Source organism: Tenacibaculum jejuense (assembly GCF_900198195.1).
Classification (GTDB): Bacteria; Bacteroidota; Bacteroidia; order Flavobacteriales; family Flavobacteriaceae; genus Polaribacter; species Polaribacter jejuensis.
Window position 1 is genome coordinate 2852010 of record NZ_LT899436.1, and the last position, 20015, is coordinate 2872024.

A 20015-nucleotide genomic window follows, 5' to 3' on the forward strand; every position below is an offset into this window, starting at 1 on the left:
ACTTTCTTTCTACCCCAAAATACAATTTACTTTATATCATTTTTACTTTGTGAAAGCTATCTGTATTCACTGTATATTAGCATACTTTCCCTTTAGCTTTTCCCCTCGTGTTCGTTCACCTTGAACTTTTATCGACATCACAAACATTTTTGTTTATGCTTAAATTATTTTTTTCTCATCTATAGCTCAATGTGTAATACAGATATATTCGGTAATATGATTTAAAGTTATATGTATAATAGTTGGATGGAATTCATTACAAAAAGCTAGTAATCGAATTTTCTTAATGTCCCATCAAGTTTATACCAAAAATCGAAACTAGTTCCCCCATTTTTTGGTTTTATAGTTATGAAATATTCCATTTTTTCAAAGTCTCCATTATTTGGAGCATTCATGTAAATGCTACTCACAATTACTTCATCTATTTTCTTTTCTTCTTTTACTTTTTCTTTAGATTTTTCTACTAAATCTCCTAACAATTTGAAATTAATAACCGAATCATCTAACTTAAACATAAAATCTTTCGCTTTTGCTCCTTCACTTAATTCTAGAGTTACTTCTGAACTTTGTGTCCATTTCCCTTGAAAATGATTCCATTCTCCCATTTTTAATGAAGCTGGATCACTTGTTTGAGTTGTATTAATAATATCTCCAGAAGATGTAGAAGAATTAATTATAGAAATACTTGTGTAATAAGCATCTTTTCCAAATTCATCAGCTAGTAAAGTTTGTAATTCCTTAATAGAATCTGCATTTTCTGTAAATCTTTTTTCTTTTCCACATGAAATTAGAACTATTAAAGCTAATGTGTAGATAATTTTTTTCATTGTTATTATTGTATTTGATATGTTAAAATTAATGGAGGACTTTATAAAAAATACACTTCAATAGATTTTCGTTAGTATTGAAAGAATATTCGCTATAATTCTATCACATTCTAAGTACTACTTAAATGAGAATTTCTTGTAAACATCTAAGTTTTTCACCCTAAAAACCCAAGACAACATAGATTGTTTTGAATAATACAATTCTTTACATTCATCTATAACGTCTTCTAGGTCGAAACCATGAATACATCTACCTAATAAAAAAGATATAGTATACTGTTTCCAATCTGTTCCAATTTCTGTTGCTCGTTCAGCTCCATAGGAAATAAAATCCCACATTTCTTCTTCTGTGATATAGCTGCTCCAATAAGAATATTTAGAAACTACAATTAGTCGAACAATATCCCAAGCATAAGTATCTGTTACTTTATTTACTTCAGAAAAATGAATATCTAAACCTTCTGCTATTTCACTTTTTATTGCGTTAAGCTCAGCGTCTGGTGTTTCCAATAAAACATTAATACTTGTACTTTTCTTAAGAGCTAATAAATCTCCTAACACACTTTTTGCTTCCTCAGTATTAGTTATTCCCCACCAATTTACTAATCCTTCAATATACTCTTCATTATCACCTGATAATGTTGTATCTAAAATTGATTCTCCTCGGTAATATGATAATATGGCTCCAAAAACTAATTTACGTTTTTGAGATTCTGATAATGTAATGTTTGATTTGCTCATTATGCTGTTTTATGAAGTTTTACTACATTTAAATATCTTTTTACAGAAAAGAATACTCCCAGAGCTATTAAAATAATTATGCCGTACTGTGATAAAAATTTTCCACTTTCGCTTTTAGCAATAGCAGGATTAGTTTTATCATAATAAACTTCAATACTATCTCCTACTGATTTAAAACTTCCTATAATTGGTAAACCTAATAACTGAATGTAAGCTGAAGCTTCTTTTCCATCTTTTGTTGTAAAGCTCACAGTAGCAAAAGTTTTTCCTCTCCTCTTCTTTTCTAATTCTTTAATGACTCCATTAGTTTTAACCCATGTTACATTATCTTGGGTATAAACATTTGTTAGCATTAGAAGAAAAAATAGATAAATTATACTTTTCATCTGTTTAACTTAAACTGTTGCTTTATTAAAAACTTGCTCTAACTCTGTAAATGCTTTTTTCTGTGATCCTACTAAAACTGCATCTTTTATTTTTCCTAAAATAATTTCATCTATACCTCTGTAAGCTTTTTGACTTTTACCAAACCATCCATGAAGAAATACATTAGGAATAGCATAGCTAAGTTCGATAGTTTTATCATCTAAGAAATAAACTTTTAATCCATGCATTGCACTTTTCTTCAGCATAATACATTTCTGCATATTTCCATTATTATCCTTTCTTATTTCCCATTTATCGTACTGTATGTTAGAACTATAATTTGACTCTTCATTAATATAACTCTGTAATTTTTCTAATGAATTATACTCTTGCTTGATTGTTATAATTTTTTTCATTCTAAATATTATTTTTTAGTTCGCAAGCAAAAGTATATGCAGAATTCGAAAATCTTAAAGTCAAAGTTATATTCGCTAATTTGTAATAAATATTCGTTTTAGATTTATTTCACTAAAAATCAACTTATTTTTTTGTAAATAAAAAAAGCCAACCTAGCGAATTTTGCTATGGTTGGCTTTTAATTAAGAGGAAGAATTAAAAGAAATTTATAAATTTTATAACAACGGTTTACCTTTCAATCGTGATTCTATCCTTCTTTTTTTAACGGTTATACGTTTCATAATGTCCATCAGGTTAGCATCTTTAGTTCTCTTATAGATTTCATTCAATGCTAACACCAATCTTTTTGCCTCTCTAGATGCTACAACTCTATCACTAGTAGTCATATTTTTCATCTTGGCCTGTTCGAATGCTAATGCTTCACTTACTATATCCATAATCTTTTTGTTTAAACTTATTCAAATATACTTAAACAGTTTAAAAAAATATGTTAATAAAACCTTATTATTTACTAATTTGAATAGTTTTAAATAGAAACCAAACAAAATAAAATATCGATTATTTTGTTTATCTTTTTATTTTATTAGTTAAACAAAACGTATCTTTGTAGTACTAATACTATTCATATGTTCAATTTTTTTAAGAAGAAGTCACCGAAACAACAATTGGAAGAACGCTATAAAAAGTTACTTCATGAATCTTACAAACTCTCGACTGTTAATCGAAAACTTAGTGATGAAAAGGCTTATGAAGCTGAACAAGTTTTACAACAAATAGAATCTTTAAACAAACAATCTTAAAATGGAGAAGAAAAAAAAACCTGATTATGTTGTATATAATTATGAAACAGAATCTTACGATGCTGCTTTAAAACCTTATTCAACCTCTGTTGGTGCTCCAAAAATTACCATTGATGATAACACTGCGTGGAAAAACAGAGTGACAAACAAAGTGAATCATAAAATTAAAACCAAGTACGAAGAACTCAAAGAAGCATATACGAAAATGATGGAAGAGTTTGAATATAATAATTTAATTTTAAATGCAGAGTTTTCTTTTGAACCTATTATCGGACAAACATATCATTTGTACATCAACAAAAAAGAAATACACTTTTTATCATTAATCGCTCCTGAACAGTGCAACTTTAATTATGTTGGAAGCTTTACTTTAAATGCTGACCAAACTTGGGAAAAAGTCAATGCGTAGTTAAACTAACTTTAATTTTTTAAAACAAATGGAAAAAGAACATCTAAATGTTAATATTGTAGGTGCAGGTGTTAGCGGATTAGTAGCTGCTTTGGTATTAGAACAACATGGATTTAAACCGACTATAATTGAAGCTACCAGCAGTGTCGGGGGAAGAGTTAAAACAGATTATATAAATAATTATCAACTCGATCATGGATTCCAAGTACTCTTAACATCGTATCCTTTTGCAAAAAAATATTTAGATTTTGATCTTTTAGAACTTCAAAAGATTTTACCAGGTGCACTTATTTACAATAATAAAAAGGAATTTGTTATCGGTGATCCTTTAAGAGAATTCTCTTTTTTTCTATCGACTATCTTTTCTAATTTACTTTCAATAAAGGATAAGCTAAAAGTTTTCAAATTAAATAATACTTTAAAAAAGAAAACAATCTCTGCTATATTTTCTGAAAAAGAAACAACGACATTAAAGTATCTATCTAACTTTGGTTTTTCGAAAAAAGCTATTGATCACTTTTTTATCCCTTTTTTTAGTGGAATATTTTTAGAAGATAAACTAGAAACTTCTAGTAGAATGTTTGAGTTTATTTATAAAATGTTTGGTAATGGTTACGCTGCTATTCCAAAATCAGGAATGCAAGCTATTCCTAATCAACTGAAAAGTAAATTAAAACAAACGACCTTTATATTTAATTCAGAAGTTTCTAAGGTTGAAAACTCGAAAATTCAACTTGAAAACGGTGAAGTAATTAAAAGTGATTATACCATTATAGCAACAAATCCTGATAAAATTCTACCTACTAAAACTAAGGCTAGTTCATGGAAATCATGTCACACTTTATATTTTGAAACAACAAATAAAAAGATAAGTAAACCCTTAATTGGGCTTATAACAGACAAAACTTCCTTGATTAATAATATTTTCTACCATACTAGCTTAAAATCTAAACACAAGGCTAAAAACGAACTTTTGTCTGTAACTGTAGTTAAAGAACATAATTTAGATGATAAAACATTATTAGATACAGTAACTAAGGAACTAGAAGAGTTATGTAATATCACAGATATTAAATTCATTAAAGATTACAAAATACCATATGCCCTACCTCAAAATATCAATGTTGTAAATACTAATACAAATATTAAAGTTGATCAAAATATTTATTTAGCTGGTGATTATCTATTAAATGGTTCTTTAAATGCAGCTATGCATTCAGGCGAAACTGTAGCAAAAAATATTATTCAAGATATACATATCAACAAGTAATTTTTTCTGGCTTTAAATCCGTTTTTCATAAAAAAAAGCCACACAAAACTGTGTGACTTCGTAAGTGGGGGAATAATATAATCGGTTAAAAACCGGGGCAAAAGTACTATCTATCTCTACTTAAAATTTTAAAAATTAGATACAAGCAAACACTCTATCGATAAATGACAGAAATGCTTAGTCGAATGACTGTAAAAGCCTTATTTAAAACCTAGTAAAACTCTTAAACCCTGCTAAGAAAAATAATAATAAATTAAAATTACAGTAATACAAATACATCCACCGACAAGTTTTGTGTATCTCCACGGTGTAACATCAACTTGCTTTGATTCTTTTTGCTCATAAGCTTTTTGTTTTGGATGTACAATTCCAATAAATAACATTATTAATGTATTCAATAGGAAAAGAATAGCCATAATATGAAGAAAATGTGGATAGGCTTCTGCTTTTACTATAGTTTCATTAAAAATTTCACCTGAGGCTTTAGCCCTTTCTAATGCAGATTTTATAAAGCTTGGACGTAGTATGAACTCACTTATTATATACAATAGAGAACCAGTTATCAATCCAATTTTAGCTGCTATTGCAGGTACTCGTTTGGTAACAAATCCAACAAAAATTATAGTTAAAATAGGTATACTATATACGCCGTTTACTTGTTGTAAATAAGCAAATATACTTTTTAGGCTTGATAAAAAAGGAGCAATAAACATTGCTATGATAGCTAAAATAATTCCAAAAGATTTACCATATTTCACCACTTCTTTTTCATTAGCTTTGGGTTCTAAATGTTCTTTGTAAATATCAATACCAAACAAAGTAACAGAACTATTTAGCACACTGTTAAATGAACTTAAGATAGCTCCGAATAAAACGGCAGCAAAAAAACCAATAAATTCTTTAGGCAAAACACGTTTTACTAAAGCCCCATAAGCTTCATCTGAAGCCCCAACATTCAACATTCCTTGTGATGACATATAATATGCTACAACTCCTGGTAGAACAACTATTAGCGGACCTAGTATTTTTATGAAAGCTCCTAATAACAAACCTTTCTGACCTTCTTTTAAGTTCTTTGCTCCCAAAGCTCTTTGAATTATTTGTTGGTTTGTACCCCAATAAAAAATTTGTACAAGCATCATTCCTGTAAAAATTGTCATAAAAGGAACAGAAGCAGAAGAACTACCAATAGCATTAAAATGATTCGGTATTTGATTTTGTAAAATTTGTATTCCGTTTACTAAATTATTCTCACCTATATACAACAAACCAAAAACAGGAATTAAAATTCCACCAATTAATAAACCAATCGCATTAATTGCGTCTGAGACTGCAACTGCTTTTAAACCTCCAAATACTGCGTAAATAGAACCTATAATTCCAATTGACCAAACACAAATCCACAAAGCAACTTCTTTAGAAACCCCCAATAATGAAGGAATATCAAACATTCCACTAATAGCTAAAGAACCCGAATATAAAATAGTAGGTAATAAAACTATAGCATAACCACTCAAAAATAAAATAGAAGTCAATGTTTTAGTTGTGGTATCAAAACGTTCTGCTAAAAATTGTGGAATAGTAATTAATCCACTTTTTAAATACCTTGGCAATAAAAAAATAGCTGTTACTACCATAGCAATAGCTGCTAAAGTTTCCCAAGCCATAACTAAAATACCTTCTGAAAAAGCAGCTCCGTTTAATCCTACTATTTGTTCAGTAGATAAATTAGTTAGTAGTAATGAACCTGCAATTACACCTGCTGTTAAACTTCTACCACCTAAAAAATAGCCTTCTGATGTATTCTCATTAGTTTTACGAGTAGCACTCCACGAAATAACTGCAACTAGTATCGTAAATCCTACAAACGATATTATTCCTATCATAAATTTGGTTGTTAAATTTTACAATTTAACATTATTTCTTTTCATTTAAATCAATAATTAAGTTTTAGAACAAATTACTTATCAATAGTTTAAAATAATATCAATATTGTTTAGAATACTATAGAATTTAAATCCATCTCCTTATCAATTTTATAATTTAAAACAATTGAAATTATGACTTTATTAAAAAAACATAGTCATATTCTTCAATTCCAAAATAAACAAGTTTACACGTATTTTTTTACTCCTTTTTACGTATTATTTTAAGTATTTATACGTAGTTTTATATTCAAAATCAATGAATATGAAACATATTATCGTTGTCGGAAATGGAATGGTTGGTTATAAATTTTGTGAAAAATTTACAGAACAAGCCACTTCAAAAGATTTTAAAATTACTGTTTTTGGAGAAGAACCAAGACCAGCTTATGATAGAGTTCATCTAAGTGAATATTTTGAAAATAAAGATGCAAAAGCACTTGAAATGGCTCCTATTGAATGGTATAATGATAATAATATTGATTTAATTACCAACACTAGAGTTAATAGTATTGACAAAGTTGCTAGAACTATTGAAACAATTCATGGTAAAGAATATAACTATGATTATTTAGTATTGGCTACTGGATCATCTCCTTTCGTTCCAAATATCAAAGGTGTAGAAAAAAACGGTGTTTTTGTATATCGTACTATTGAAGATTTAGAAGGGATGCTTGCCTATGCAGATCAATTAAACGCTGAAAAGCCAAATGCTAAAGCTGCAATATTAGGTGGTGGTTTATTAGGTTTAGAAGCTGGTAAAGCTGTTTTAGACATGGGATTAGAGCCTCACGTTGTTGAGTTTGCTCCTAAATTAATGCCAAGACAACTAGATCTTAGAAGTAGTAAAGTACTACAATTAAAACTAGAGTCTATTGGCTTACATATTCATTTAAGCAAAGCTACAAGCGAAATTTTAGGTGATGGAAAAATTACTGGAATGCAGTTTGGTGAAGACGATCGTTTAGATGTAGATATGCTTATTATTTCTGCAGGAATTCGTCCAAGAGATGAACTAGCTAAAACATGTAATTTAGAAACAGGAACTCGAGGTGGTATTATTGTTAATAACAAAATGCAAACTTCAGACCCAAATATTTATGCTATCGGAGAAGTTGCTTTATACAACCAAATGATTTACGGTTTAGTAGCTCCAGGTTATGATATGGCTACCATTGCTGTTGAACAAATTATTGGAACTTCAGCATCTGTTATGCAAGAAGATATTGATATGTCTACTAAATTAAAACTTATAGGTGTTGATGTTGCTAGTTTTGGTGAGCCTTTTATGCCTGCAGATAAAGGACATTCTATAATTTTTGAAAATAAAACTCAATTTTTATATAAGAGAATAAATATAAGTTTAGATGGTAAAAAATTACTAGGTGGTATTTTAGTTGGTGATGCTTCTGATTACAGTATGTTGCATCAGATATATTTAAACGGCATGGCAATTCCTGAAGATCCAGCACAATTAATTTTACCTGCTGGTGATGGAAATACTGCTTTTGGTGATGTAATGGATTTACCTGATGACGCTCAAATATGCTCTTGTGAAAGCGTTACAAAAGGTCAAATTTGTGGTGTGATAGAAAAAGGTGAAGCTACAGATTTAGCTGGAGTTGTAAGCTGTACAAAAGCCGGAACTGGTTGTGGTGGATGTAAACCTATGGTTAGTGATTTAACCAATGCTACTTTAAAATCTTTAGGAATTGAAGTGAAAGATTCAGTTTGTGAACATTTTGATTTAAACCGACAAGATTTATATAAAATCATTCAGGTTAAAGGCTATAAAACTTTCAATGAAGTATTAGATAATCATGGAAATGGCGGTCATGGTTGCGAAAAATGCAAGCCTTTAGTTGCTTCCTTAATGGCGACAATTAATGCCGATACAGCAAATGAAGAATATGCTATTCAAGATTCTAACGATCGTTTTATGGCAAATATTCAGAGAAACGGTACATATTCTGTTGTTCCTAGAGTTCCTGGTGGAGAAATTACTCCAGATAAACTTATTGCGTTGGGTCAAATTGCAAAGAAATACGATTTATATACTAAGATAACTGGTGGCGTGCGTGTTGATCTATTTGGAGCAACATTAAATCAATTACCGCTAATTTGGAAAGATTTAATCGGTCATGGTTTTGAAAGCGGACATGCATATGGAAAATCACTTAGAACTGTAAAAACTTGTGTTGGATCTACTTGGTGTCGTTACGGAATGGATGAAAGTGTAAGTTTCGGAATTGAACTTGAAAACCGTTATCGAGGTATTCGTGCACCACATAAAATTAAAGGTGGAGTTTCTGGATGTATTCGTGAATGTGCAGAAGCACGCGGTAAAGATTTTGGTTTAATTGCTGTTGAAGGCGGTTGGAATTTATATGTTGGTGGAAATGGTGGTGCAAACCCTCGCCATGCAGAGTTATTTGCTGAACAAATTGATAATGAAACTGTAATTAAATATTTAGATCGTTATTTAATGTTCTACATGAGAACTGCAAAACCATTACAACGAACTGCTGCTTGGCAAGAACGACTAGAAGGTGGTTTAGACTATTTGAAAGAAGTTATTATTGATGACAAACTAGGTATTGCTGAAGATTTAGAACAAGAAATGCAAACTTTAGTAAATAGATTCAAATGTGAATGGACACAAGCTATAAATGATCCTGAAATGATGAAACGTTTCAATCACTTTGTAAATAGTAAAGAAGAAGACGATAACCTTGTTTTTGTACCAATGCGAGAACAAAAAATGCCTGAACCATGGAGTTAATTAGTACACAAAATGCAACAAAGAATATGGAAGTAATTCTTGAAAAATATAAAACTACACAATTAAAAAATGTAACATTTTGGTTTAAAGCCGCTACTATTCACGATTTCCCAAAAGACGGTGGTGCATGTGTAAAATACAAAGACAAACAAATCGCTGTTTTCAATTTCACAAGGTTAAATAAATGGTATGCATGTCAAAATGTTTGTCCACATAAAATGGAAATGGTTTTATCAAGAGGAATGATTGGTGACAAAGAAGGTATTCCAAAAGTAGCTTGCCCACTACACAAAAAGACATTTTCTCTAGAAAATGGAGAAAACTTAAATGGTGATTTAGATGCAATTGCTACATATCCTGTAAAAATAGAAGAAGAAAATGTGTATATTGGTTTTTCAGACTAATTAACTATTCATGAAACCAACTCGCTTTGAAACTGCTTTAGCTTTAATTGACAAGAAAAATGCTGAAGACCCAAATCTTTACACTGTAAATAACATGAACTTCCCCAAGGAATTATTGTATTCACAACGTATGAGTAGGCAGTTACTGCAATTTAATCCTAATGCATCTAGAGCGTTGCAAATAGCTGCAAGAGCGCAACATATTTGTCGTTGGAAAATTCCACGTAGTGAATATCCAATGGATCGAATAGGATATTTAAAATGGCGAGAAGAATTAAAAAGATCGCATGCTACTATTACTGCAGAAATACTTGCTGAAGTTGGTTATAATGACGACTTTATAAAAAGAGTTCGTTTTCTTATCTTAAAAAAACAACTCAAAAAAAATGAAGAAGCACAAACATTAGAAGATGTTATTTGTTTGGTATTTCTAGATTTCTATTTTGAAGAATTTGCTGCAAAACATAACGATGAAAAAGTAATTGATATCCTGCAAAAAACACTCGTAAAAATGTCTGATAAAGGAAAAGAAGAAGCTCTAAAAATTAAATTTTCAGATAAAAGTTTAGCTTTAGTACAAAAAGCAATACACTAGAAAATTTTAAAAATACATGACTAAGCATAGTAATTCATTAGATCAAAGAACCTTTGAAAAGCTTAGCCGACTATACATTATAGCTCTAAGTACAATTGCTATTTCTGTAATTGTAAGTCAGTTTTTAATTCGTAAACACTTAAAAAACCAACAAAGTGATTCTAGAGTGATTAACATAGCTGGAAGGCAACGTATGTTAAGTCAAAAACTTACTAAAGAAACTCTTTTATTATTTTCAGAAAAAGACGCGTCTAAAAAACAAGAAATAACACAACAGTTAAAGAAAACACTTTCACTGTGGAAATCTTCTCATATAGCCTTACAAAAAGGAAATGATTCTTTAGGATTACCCGGTAACAATAGCGCAATTGTTAGTAAACAATTTACTGAAATCAATCCAATTTTTGATGTCATAAATAGTGCTACAAACTCAATAATTACACATGTTGAAGAGACTAAAATCTCTACTGGAAAATCTTACAATTCGTATATTGACATTATAAAGGTTAATGAAAGTTCATTTCTGACTAAAATGGATGCTATTGTAAATCAATATGACATTGAAGCCAATGCTAAAATAAATTGGTTACGAAGACTAGAGTTACTGCTAATGGTCATTACATTGATCATTCTTTTGGGAGAGTTTTTATTCATTTTTTGGCCAACTGCTAAATCCATCCGAACCACATTAGCAGAATTATTATCTGCTGAGAAACTTGCTAAAAAAATGGCTTTTGATGCTGACGAACTTAGTTTAGCAAAAGAAAAATCTGTAAAAGAATTAAAAGCATTAAGTAGAGCTATGGATGAAACTCTTTTATCTGCTCGAATTTTACCTGATGGAAGTATTATACATATTGGAAACAGATTATCTCGACTTTTTAAATATTCTCAATTTAATGAAGAATACTTCTGGAATATGTTATCTCCTGTTAAAAATGAGCGAAATAGTATTGAAGAGCTAATTTTAAAACATAAAAAAACAGGATGGCAAGGTGAAGTAAAAGCTTCTACAAAAGATAATGAAGATATTTGGTTAGAAATGGCTATCATTCCATATAATCCAACAAACGAAAAGTCAGAATTATTAATTATAGCTTCTAATATTACCGAAAAGAAAACCGCTCAACTTGAAATTGATTATTTGAAACAAGTTGGATTCGAAGAAAAAATGAATCAACAAAAAATAATTTCAAAGAAAATCATTGAAAACCAAGAAAAAGAACAAAGTAGAATTGCAAAAGATGTTCATGATGGAATTGGACAAATGTTAACTGGTCTGAAATTTAACCTAGAAAGTGTAAATCCAGAAAACATAGAAAAAACAAAAGAAAAAATTCATCAACTTAAATCACAAACTAGCGATATTATTAAAGGTGTAAGAACTGCTACTTTTAATTTAATGCCCTCTGAATTATCAGATCATGGATTAGTTCCTGCATTAACTAAACTCTCTAAAGAATTAAGTAGATTAACAGATAAAAACATTATTTTCTTCAATAAAACGAATTTTGATTTCCGTTTAGATACCCTAACTGAAATTAATATTTACAGAATTACTCAAGAAGCGATTAATAATGCAATAAAATATGCTAATTCTTCACATATTTTACTATCTATATCACATAGTGAAAGTATTCTTAGTATTGCTATAGACGACAATGGTAAAGGGTTTGATGCTAACAAACCTATGAGTAAAGATGGTGGTATGGGACTAACATTTATGAAAGAACGTATCAAATATATAAATGGCCGATTATTTATAAATTCTGAAGAAGATAAAGGAACTCGAGTTACATTAAACATTCCTTTACATCAATCCTAGACTACAAGTTAATTTAATCCCTACATTACATATTTATTCTTATTTACTTTTTTAATAATTCACTACATATCAAAACTTTGCTCTAGCGAAAGCAAAAAAAAATTCTTATTTTTAAGGTAATTAACCTATTAAATCAATTATCATGATTAACTACTACTCGTTGTTAAGTATGAGGGGGAAATTATTGCCCATACTTAACCAAAAGATAGTACTCCTAATTATCTTATCATTATGTTTTAATTTCCAATCTTTAATTGCGCAAAAAATGGAACGAATACCTGGCACACAGGTCATTTGTCCTGCAAAATTTGAAGATATGCATTCTAGAATGGGAATGAAGCAAGCTTCAGCAAAACAAAGATCTATTATTCAAAGAAATGCAACTGCAGAAATTATTGTGACCTACGGACCAGGTGCTCAGGCTAATCCAGAAGCTAGAGCAGCTTTCGATTTTGCTTTAGCTATTTGGTCTGAAGAAATAGTTTCTTCTGTTCCTATCCGTATCTCTGCTGAATTTGCAAACTTAGGTCCAGGAGTACTTGCTTCAGCAGGACCTACAACATTAGTTCGTAATTTCCCGGGAGCACCTCAACAAGATGTTTTTTACCCTATAGCATTAGCAAATTCTCTAGCTGGAGAAGATTTAGCTCCAGATACTGAGTTTGATTTGGTTGTAAATTTAGGAAATGGAATTCCTTGGTATTTCGGTACTGATGGAAATACACCAGCAGGTTTATTCGACTTTGTATCCGTTGCTCTTCACGAAGCCGGACATGGTTTAGGTTTTATTGATGGCGGTAATGTTTCTGGAGGTGTCGGAAATATTAATAATGGAGGTGATCCTTTTGTTTTTGACACATTTGTTGTTGATGGAAATAACAACTCAGTATTAGATTTACCTAATCCTTCTATAGATCTTGGAGTTTTTTATACTAGTGGAGATGTTTTTGTTAATGGAAATTTTGCTGTTGCTGCAAATAATGGAACTAATCCTGAATTATTTGCTCCAAATCCTTTTCAAGGAGGATCAAGTATAGCACATTGGGATGAAGCTACTTTTCCTGCAGGTGATTCTAATTCACTAATGACTCCACAAATTGGTAGTGCTGAATCTAATTTTGATATTGGAGATATTACTCGTGGATTCTTCAGAGACATGGGATGGGTTTTAGCAGAACAAGCTCCGATTACTATTGTTCCAAATCAAATTAGTGACGTACTTAATGTAGATGAAACTATAAATGAAGAAATAAGTATAACTAACACTTCAGAAAATCCAGTTAATATTACTATAAATCCTAGTTCAAATGCACTTTTAATAAACTCTATTAGCAATTCTAATTTTACCATACCTGCTGGTGAAACAACAACTTTTACAGTAGAACTTAGTACAGTTGATGTTAATAAAGGAATTTATGAAGAAAGTATTGAAATCTTAATAGAAGGTTTTGAAGAAGCTGTTAATATTCCTGTAAACATTAGAGTAATAGATGGTACTGAAGCGCCTGTACTAGTTATAAATCCAACATCATTCAGTGAAACATTACAAAAATTACAAGTCGTAACAAGAGATTTAGTGATTCAAAATACGGGTGACGATACATTAACGTATAATATTACTGTAAATGATAGTCTTTTAAACACGGTAAACACAAGAACTGCAAAAACTAATGATTTCATTATTAAAAATGGATTTAAAACAGCAACTAGAGCAACAAATTTTAATCCTCTTCAAAACCCTATCATAAAATTATTATCAATAGACAATACCTTTAATCGTTTAGCTACAAATTTATTTGCTGCTGACTTTGAAAATTATACTATTGGTGATTTAAATGGTCAGTTTGGTTGGCAAACTTCTCCAAACACGTGGGAAGTAACTACTGAAAATCCTGCTACAGGTGCCAATGCTATTCAATTACAGGGTGATGGTTCTGCAACTAGAGCTTTAGCTTTTACTCCTTCGATTGCCGCAGGTTCTGAACCTTTTATGATTGCTTCAGCAGACATTAATATTCAAGGTAGTGGTGTTACATGGGAATTTATTCCGCAGTCTAACACAGCTGAATTAGTAAATACTAGAGTACGTTTTAATCCAGATAACACTATTGATATTTTTGATTCAGATATTGGTGATTTTACACGAATTGATAGAACAACACCAAGTGGATATTTTAACATTCGAATTGTAATTGACAGAGATGATGCCGCATTAACTATTTTCTTTGATGACGAATTAATTTATAGTGGAAGAGCTGCTGCAAATCAGATTGAACAAATTGTTTTATTATCTGAAATGGAAACTGCAACATCTACTATGAATGTTGATAATATTGAAATTATTGATGGTGATGCAAATGCTTTCTTCTTATCTGTTTCTCCAACAAGTGGTTCTGTTAATTTTGGCTCTGAAACCACTCTGGATGTAAAGTTTGACACTAGAGCCTTAGAAGCTGGAGAATATAGCGCCACTATTAATATTTCTAGCAATGATCCTAGAAATGCAAAAATTGATATTCCTGTAGCATTAACAGTACTCTCTCCTCCTACTATTACAGTAAATCCTGATAGTTTATCAACTGCTATTAATGTTCAAACAGATAATCCTGCTACAAAAACAGAGATTTTTACAATTACAAATACAGGACAAGCAAATTTAGATTTTACTTCTGTTATTGGTAATATTTCATTTACTCCTCCATCAAATTCTAATACAATACTAGGTTCCCTAGACTTATCGAAATATGGAGTTTCTAACAATGTAAACCATGAATTAAAAAGAGCTTCTACGTCTGGAAATAACTTATCTTCTTTAAAAAAGAAAGCTTTAAAAAATAGTGCTCCTATAATAGATTCTATAGCTTATGATGCAGGAATTAATTTCCCTGACGATTTTGTAGGGTTTAATAATGGAACTGCATTAACTACGGCTGTTAAATTTGATGTTGATCGAAATTTCACATTAACTGCAATTCGTAACGGATATAGAACTGAACTTTCTGCAGATCCAATAATTCTTGAAATTTACCAAGGAGGAACAACTCCAAATGACGGAACATTATTGCTTTCTCAAACTATTACAAAAACTAGTGCAGATGGAGTTTTTGATATCGAAACACTGAATCAAGCTTTTAGTTTTTCTAATGGTGATTCATTCTGGGTTGTTCATAAATATCCTCAAGATATTAATTTCCCACAAGGTGTAAATGATGGCGCTCCTGTAAGACCAAATACTTATTTTATAAGTGATGATGGTGGTGCTACTTTTTCTACTGTCGATTTTGTTTTCTTAACAAGAGCTTTAAATACACAAACAAATAATAGTATAACTTTAAATCCTTCTGAAGGATCAATTGCTCCTGGAGCTTCTGTTGATGTTTCTGTTACTTTTGATGCTACTGATTTATCAAATGGTAATTATGCATCAGATATTTTAATTTCAAGTAATGATCCTGTAAATCCAACAACAACTGTTACTACTAGTTTAGATGTATCTGGTCAAACTTCTTTTATTGAATTATCAGATGAATTCATTTTATTTAATAATGTATTTATTGGAAATGATTCTGAAAGAATAATTACACTTAGTAATTCTGGACTTTCACAAATAAACGTTTCATCAATTTCATCCGATAATGTTGCTTTTTCTGTAACACCTAGCAGTACAACTATTGCCGCAGGAGAAAGTATCGATATTACTGTAAAATTCACTCCTAATATCACTGGGAATATTAATGGAATAATTACAGTAGATAGTGATGCCTCAAATGCTAGTTCTTTACAAATTATCGTTAATGGAGTTGGTGTAGAACCTCCAATTGCCGTTTTAGATCCTGCTAACGTTTCAGAAACTGTAGATTCAGGAAATACAGTAGACACGCAAATTGCTTTAAAAAATGAAGGTAAAGCACCTTTATTCTTCTCTTTTCCTGATCTTGCTGTAGCTGCTGCTTTAGCAAAACCTGACGTAAAATTAAACGATACTAAAATTTTAAACTTTAGCAACTTTAGTAATCAAAAAGGAGCTAAAGATGATAGAATTGGATCCAAAGTTTTATATAGTCTTGGTACTGACAATGGTTTTGGATATAGCTGGATTGACAGTGATGAAAATGGTGGACCTATTTATAATTTTGTTGATATATCTGGAACTGGAACAGAAATTACTGCCGATTTAGGTGGAGATGGAAGTTTAGGTATTCCTTTACAGTTTCCTTTTGAATTCTATGGTAATACTTACACTAACGCAACTGTAAACGCAAATGGTTTTATCTCTTTTGATGAATCTTCAACACTTACATTCGTTAATAGTCAAATTCCAGTAGATAATGGTGTAAATAATATGATCGCTGGTTTATGGGATGATTTAGAACCTCAAAACTTTAATGGAACTGTTCATTATCAAACTATAGATGATGCATTTATTGTACAATGGACAAATGCTTCTGTATTTTTAGGTTCAGAAAATGAAACCGTTACTTTCCAAATTGTTTTACATTCAGACGGGAATATCGATGTTTTTTATGAAGATGTAGAAACTGCTTCTTTCTTAAATTCTGCGACTGTTGGTATAGAAAATGCAGACGGAACAGACGGCGCACAAGTTGTGTTCAATTCAGATTATATTAAAAATAGATTGGCATTACGTTTTGTTAAACCAGACGTAGCTTTAACTCCATTTATTTCAAATGTGACTCCGATTTCTGGTGTTGTACCTGCTGGTGGCTCTAGAAATCTTACCGTAACTTCAGATGCTACCAATTTAAATGATGGTGTTTATTTTGATGAACTAGTGGTATCTAGTAATTCTCCTGATACTTCCACTAGTACTTCTCTTATAGAATTAACCGTTAAAGGTTTCCCGAGAATTGAAGTGCCTAGAGATTCAATTACTTTTGAACCTATTTTTGTTGGTTTAGAAAGTAGTACAACCTTCTTAATTGAAAATACAGGAAGTAAAACTTTAGAATACAATTTAAGCAATCAAAATTCAGATTTTACTGTAACTGCAACCAATACTTCAATTATACCAGGCGCTAGTCAATCTATTACGGTAAACTTCACTCCTACTTCAGTCGGTAGCATAACAGATAATCTTTTAATTACAAGTAATGATGCTTTTGGTAATCAATCTATAACAATTCCTTTATCAGGTATTGGTGTTGATCCTCCTGTTATCAATGTTACACCAGAAGAATTTAATTTAACATTAAAAAGAGAAAAAACGACTACAGAAATTATTACAATAGAAAATACTGGAGGAAGTACATTAAATTATTCATTGGTAAAAACTCCATTTTCTACTAATCTTACCAACAATACACGAACTGTAGGATATAGTAAAATTGAATATGAAGAACAGATCATTACAAAAGAACAAACTGATAACAGAATTGGCCCTAAATTTTTAAATGCTAGTGGCGGTCCTGGAACGTTTGGTTATATATGGACTGATAATAATAGCGGTGGACCTGCTTATAACTTTATAGATATTAGTAGTACAGGAACTCTCGCTAATGTTGGTGCAGATGGTGATGAAACAGTTAATTTACCTTTTACATTCAACTTCTTTGGTGAAGATCAAAATAATGTAATTATTGCTGCAAACGGGTTTTTAAGTTTTAGTCCTATTACGGCTAGTTTTGGTGCATTTTTAAATCAACAAATACCTTCTACAGAAAACCCTAATTTCTTAATTGCTGGTTTATGGGATGATTTAGAACCTCAAGATGGTGACGGTGTTTTTTATCAGGCTTTTGAAGATTATTTTATTGTTCAGTATGAAAATGTTCCTGGATTTGGTTCATCGCCAATAAAAACTCCTGTTACTTTTCAAATTATATTATTTAAAGATGGATCTATTAAAATGCAATATAAAAATGTTGATTCTGAAATTAGTACGAGTTCAACAGTTGGTTTAGAAGGTCCGAACGGAGAAAGTGGATTACAGGTAATTTTTAATACCGAATTTTTAACTAATGAATTAGCTATTACATTTACTCCTCCAATAATGGGTAGTGTAGCACCTGGAGCTTCTATTGAAGTACCTGTAGCCTTTTCTGCTGAAGGATTAGAAGCAAACACAACTTATAATTCGAATATAATCATTAGCAGTAACGATCCTGCAAATTCAGAAGTAACTGTTCCAGTAACATTAAATGTTCTTGACTCTCCTGAAATTGTAAGTTTTATGCTTATAGACGCAACGACTAACACAGAAGTTGGAATTATAAATGATGGTGATATCATCGATCTTAACGATTATAATGGTTTCAATAATTTCAGTATTATCGCTAATCAAGGAACATTAGATATCGCAAGTGTTGTATTTGATTTTAACGAAGAAACTGCATTCAATACTGAAAACAGAGCTCCTTTTTCTTTAAAGGGTGATTTTAACGGAACAAATTTTAGAGGCGTCGCTTTTAATTTAGGAACGAATACTGTATCTGCTACACCATTTGAAGAAAAAAACGGTGATGGAGATTCTGGAATTCCACTTACAATTAATTTTGAAATAATAGATTCTAATCCTCCAACGGTTACAGATTTCATATTAATAAACGCAACTAACAATTCTATTATTGGTCCTTTAAATGAAGGTGACACTATTGATCTTGCTGATTTTAGAAGGAATAATTTTTCAGTAGTTGCAAATACTTCTGGCTCTAGAGTTGAAAGTGTTATTTTCGATTTCAACGATCGTACTAATTTTAATACAGAAAGCAATGTTCCATATTCATTAAATGGAGATCTTACTTTCAGAAGAACAAATTATTTCGGAGTACCATTTAGTATAGGAACTCAAACTATTACAGCTACACCATACCGAAACAATAATGGACAAGGTGATAATGGAACTCCTGTGACAATAACTTTTGAAGTTATTGATAGTGACGCACCTTTAGTTACTAGTTTCACATTAATAGATGCGGTTACCAATCAATTATTAGGTCCTTTAAATGAAGGTGATACTATTAATATTGCAAACTTTGGTGCTAATCGTTTCTCTGTTTTAGCAAATACTGAAGGAGCTGATACTAGAAGTGTAGTATTTGAATTTAACAACCGTAACAGGTTTAATGTAGAAAATTTTGCTCCTTATAGTTTAAAAGGAGATTTTGCTGGAAATTTTAACGGTATAAAATTCCCTATTGGAACAAATACAATCACTGCAACTCCTTATAAGAGAATATTTGGTAAAGGAAAACCAGGATCTGGTATTTCAGTTACTTTTACTGTTATTAACGACAATTCATCTACTGATCAAATGGTTAATGGTCAAATTTCTCCTAATCCAGTTAGAGATATTGCTACTGTTACTTTAAAAGAGAATAACAATTTTAAAGATATTGCCAATATGAATTTAAAAGTTTCTATTCATACATTATCAGGATTTACCATGAAACAACCTGTTCTTTTCTCTTTAAATGAACAACAAAAAGGTCAAGTTAATGTAGGAAGTTTACCTACTGGAATTTATATTTTAAGAGTTACAGATACAAATGATCAAATCATTTCAAGAATCAAATTGATTAAGAAATAATTTTCTTTTGTTTATTATCATAAAAGGTCATCTAAGTTTAGATGACCTTTTTCTTTTCTATGTCTCGTACTGAAATAAGTTAACACTATTTAGATTTTTACTACGTAT

The 20015-nt window shown here is 30.6% G+C and carries 14 protein-coding genes; 8 read left to right on the plus strand and 6 right to left on the minus strand.

Translation table 11 applies throughout. The annotated features are described in order from the left end of the window. Positions 1 to 266: 266 nt before the first annotated feature. The 5 genes from AQ1685_RS12640 to AQ1685_RS12660 form a co-directional block, all read right to left on the minus strand. The gene (locus tag AQ1685_RS12640) at positions 267 to 827 is read right to left on the minus strand and encodes a hypothetical protein (RefSeq protein ID WP_095072684.1); all 561 of its coding nucleotides are present in this window, start codon (positions 825 to 827) and stop codon (positions 267 to 269) included. A gap of 117 nt (positions 828 to 944) precedes the next feature. After that, positions 945 to 1568, minus strand: coding sequence for a DUF1266 domain-containing protein (locus AQ1685_RS12645; RefSeq protein WP_095072686.1), 624 nt, complete (start codon positions 1566 to 1568; stop codon positions 945 to 947). Further along, complete coding sequence (locus tag AQ1685_RS12650; protein WP_095072688.1) at positions 1568 to 1954, minus strand: DUF3592 domain-containing protein; 387 nt, start codon at positions 1952 to 1954, stop codon at positions 1568 to 1570. The genes AQ1685_RS12645 and AQ1685_RS12650 overlap by 1 nt, the downstream gene beginning before the upstream one ends. 9 nt (positions 1955 to 1963) lie before the next feature. Further along, positions 1964 to 2350, minus strand: coding sequence for a hypothetical protein (locus AQ1685_RS12655; RefSeq protein ID WP_095072692.1), 387 nt, complete (start codon positions 2348 to 2350; stop codon positions 1964 to 1966). 216 nt (positions 2351 to 2566) lie between these two features. Then, a complete protein-coding gene (locus AQ1685_RS12660) occupies positions 2567 to 2788 on the minus strand; it encodes a hypothetical protein (protein WP_095072694.1) in 222 nt (73 codons plus the stop codon). Positions 2789 to 2977: 189 nt separating this feature from the next. Between AQ1685_RS12660 and AQ1685_RS12665 the strand changes: the two genes are divergently transcribed. The 3 genes from AQ1685_RS12665 to AQ1685_RS12675 are packed head-to-tail and all read left to right on the plus strand — an operon-like array spanning position 2978 to position 4830. Further along, positions 2978 to 3151 carry a Lacal_2735 family protein gene (locus AQ1685_RS12665; RefSeq protein WP_157730216.1) on the plus strand — a complete coding sequence of 58 codons (174 nt, stop codon included), beginning with the start codon at positions 2978 to 2980 and terminating at the stop codon, positions 3149 to 3151. A gap of 1 nt (position 3152) precedes the next feature. Next, positions 3153 to 3560 (plus strand): DUF2452 domain-containing protein, encoded by a 408-nt coding sequence (locus AQ1685_RS12670; RefSeq protein ID WP_095072696.1) that lies wholly within the window; start codon positions 3153 to 3155, stop codon positions 3558 to 3560. Between the two features lie 28 nt (positions 3561 to 3588). Then, positions 3589 to 4830, plus strand: a complete 1242-nt coding sequence (locus AQ1685_RS12675) for an FAD-dependent oxidoreductase (protein ID WP_095072698.1) — start codon at positions 3589 to 3591, stop codon at positions 4828 to 4830. A 233-nt stretch (positions 4831 to 5063) separates the two neighbouring features. On the opposite strand, the gene AQ1685_RS12680 is transcribed toward AQ1685_RS12675, so the two are convergent. Beyond that, positions 5064 to 6716, minus strand: a complete 1653-nt coding sequence (locus tag AQ1685_RS12680; RefSeq protein ID WP_095072700.1) for a solute:sodium symporter family transporter — start codon at positions 6714 to 6716, stop codon at positions 5064 to 5066. A 304-nt stretch (positions 6717 to 7020) separates the two neighbouring features. Between AQ1685_RS12680 and nirB the strand changes: the two genes are divergently transcribed. The 5 genes from nirB to AQ1685_RS12705 all read left to right on the plus strand — a co-directional run bounded on the left by nirB (position 7021) and on the right by AQ1685_RS12705 (position 19907). Then, a complete protein-coding gene (gene nirB / locus AQ1685_RS12685; protein ID WP_095075070.1) occupies positions 7021 to 9537 on the plus strand; it encodes a nitrite reductase large subunit NirB in 2517 nt (838 codons plus the stop codon). Positions 9538 to 9563: 26 nt separating this feature from the next. Continuing rightward, positions 9564 to 9941 (plus strand): nitrite reductase small subunit NirD, encoded by a 378-nt coding sequence (nirD, locus tag AQ1685_RS12690; protein WP_095075071.1) that lies wholly within the window; start codon positions 9564 to 9566, stop codon positions 9939 to 9941. Between the two features lie 10 nt (positions 9942 to 9951). Continuing rightward, a complete protein-coding gene (locus AQ1685_RS12695) occupies positions 9952 to 10536 on the plus strand; it encodes a DUF4202 domain-containing protein (RefSeq protein ID WP_095072702.1) in 585 nt (194 codons plus the stop codon). Positions 10537 to 10552: 16 nt separating this feature from the next. Further along, positions 10553 to 12361 carry a sensor histidine kinase gene (locus AQ1685_RS12700; RefSeq protein ID WP_095072703.1) on the plus strand — a complete coding sequence of 603 codons (1809 nt, stop codon included), beginning with the start codon at positions 10553 to 10555 and terminating at the stop codon, positions 12359 to 12361. Positions 12362 to 12626: 265 nt separating this feature from the next. Next, complete coding sequence (locus AQ1685_RS12705) at positions 12627 to 19907, plus strand: Ig-like domain-containing protein (RefSeq protein ID WP_162288576.1); 7281 nt, start codon at positions 12627 to 12629, stop codon at positions 19905 to 19907. Positions 19908 to 20015 lie beyond the last annotated feature (108 nt).

What these genes read in the sequence shown, in the direction of transcription:
- AQ1685_RS12700 (WP_095072703.1), top strand. Translation starts at nt 10,553, where the DNA reads ATGACTAAGCATAGTAATTCATTAGATCAAAGAACCTTTGAAAAGCTT.
- AQ1685_RS12695 (WP_095072702.1), top strand. Translation starts at nt 9,952, where the DNA reads ATGAAACCAACTCGCTTTGAAACTGCTTTAGCTTTAATTGACAAGAAA.
- AQ1685_RS12650 (WP_095072688.1), bottom strand. Translation starts at nt 1,954, where the DNA reads ATGAAAAGTATAATTTATCTATTTTTTCTTCTAATGCTAACAAATGTT.
- AQ1685_RS12670 (WP_095072696.1), top strand. Translation starts at nt 3,153, where the DNA reads ATGGAGAAGAAAAAAAAACCTGATTATGTTGTATATAATTATGAAACA.
- AQ1685_RS12645 (WP_095072686.1), bottom strand. Translation starts at nt 1,568, where the DNA reads ATGAGCAAATCAAACATTACATTATCAGAATCTCAAAAACGTAAATTA.
- AQ1685_RS12665 (WP_157730216.1), top strand. Translation starts at nt 2,978, where the DNA reads ATGTTCAATTTTTTTAAGAAGAAGTCACCGAAACAACAATTGGAAGAA.
- AQ1685_RS12705 (WP_162288576.1), top strand. Translation starts at nt 12,627, where the DNA reads ATGGAACGAATACCTGGCACACAGGTCATTTGTCCTGCAAAATTTGAA.
- AQ1685_RS12660 (WP_095072694.1), bottom strand. Translation starts at nt 2,788, where the DNA reads ATGGATATAGTAAGTGAAGCATTAGCATTCGAACAGGCCAAGATGAAA.
- nirB (WP_095075070.1), top strand. Translation starts at nt 7,021, where the DNA reads ATGAAACATATTATCGTTGTCGGAAATGGAATGGTTGGTTATAAATTT.
- AQ1685_RS12675 (WP_095072698.1), top strand. Translation starts at nt 3,589, where the DNA reads ATGGAAAAAGAACATCTAAATGTTAATATTGTAGGTGCAGGTGTTAGC.
- AQ1685_RS12680 (WP_095072700.1), bottom strand. Translation starts at nt 6,716, where the DNA reads ATGATAGGAATAATATCGTTTGTAGGATTTACGATACTAGTTGCAGTT.
- nirD (WP_095075071.1), top strand. Translation starts at nt 9,564, where the DNA reads ATGGAAGTAATTCTTGAAAAATATAAAACTACACAATTAAAAAATGTA.
- AQ1685_RS12640 (WP_095072684.1), bottom strand. Translation starts at nt 827, where the DNA reads ATGAAAAAAATTATCTACACATTAGCTTTAATAGTTCTAATTTCATGT.
- AQ1685_RS12655 (WP_095072692.1), bottom strand. Translation starts at nt 2,350, where the DNA reads ATGAAAAAAATTATAACAATCAAGCAAGAGTATAATTCATTAGAAAAA.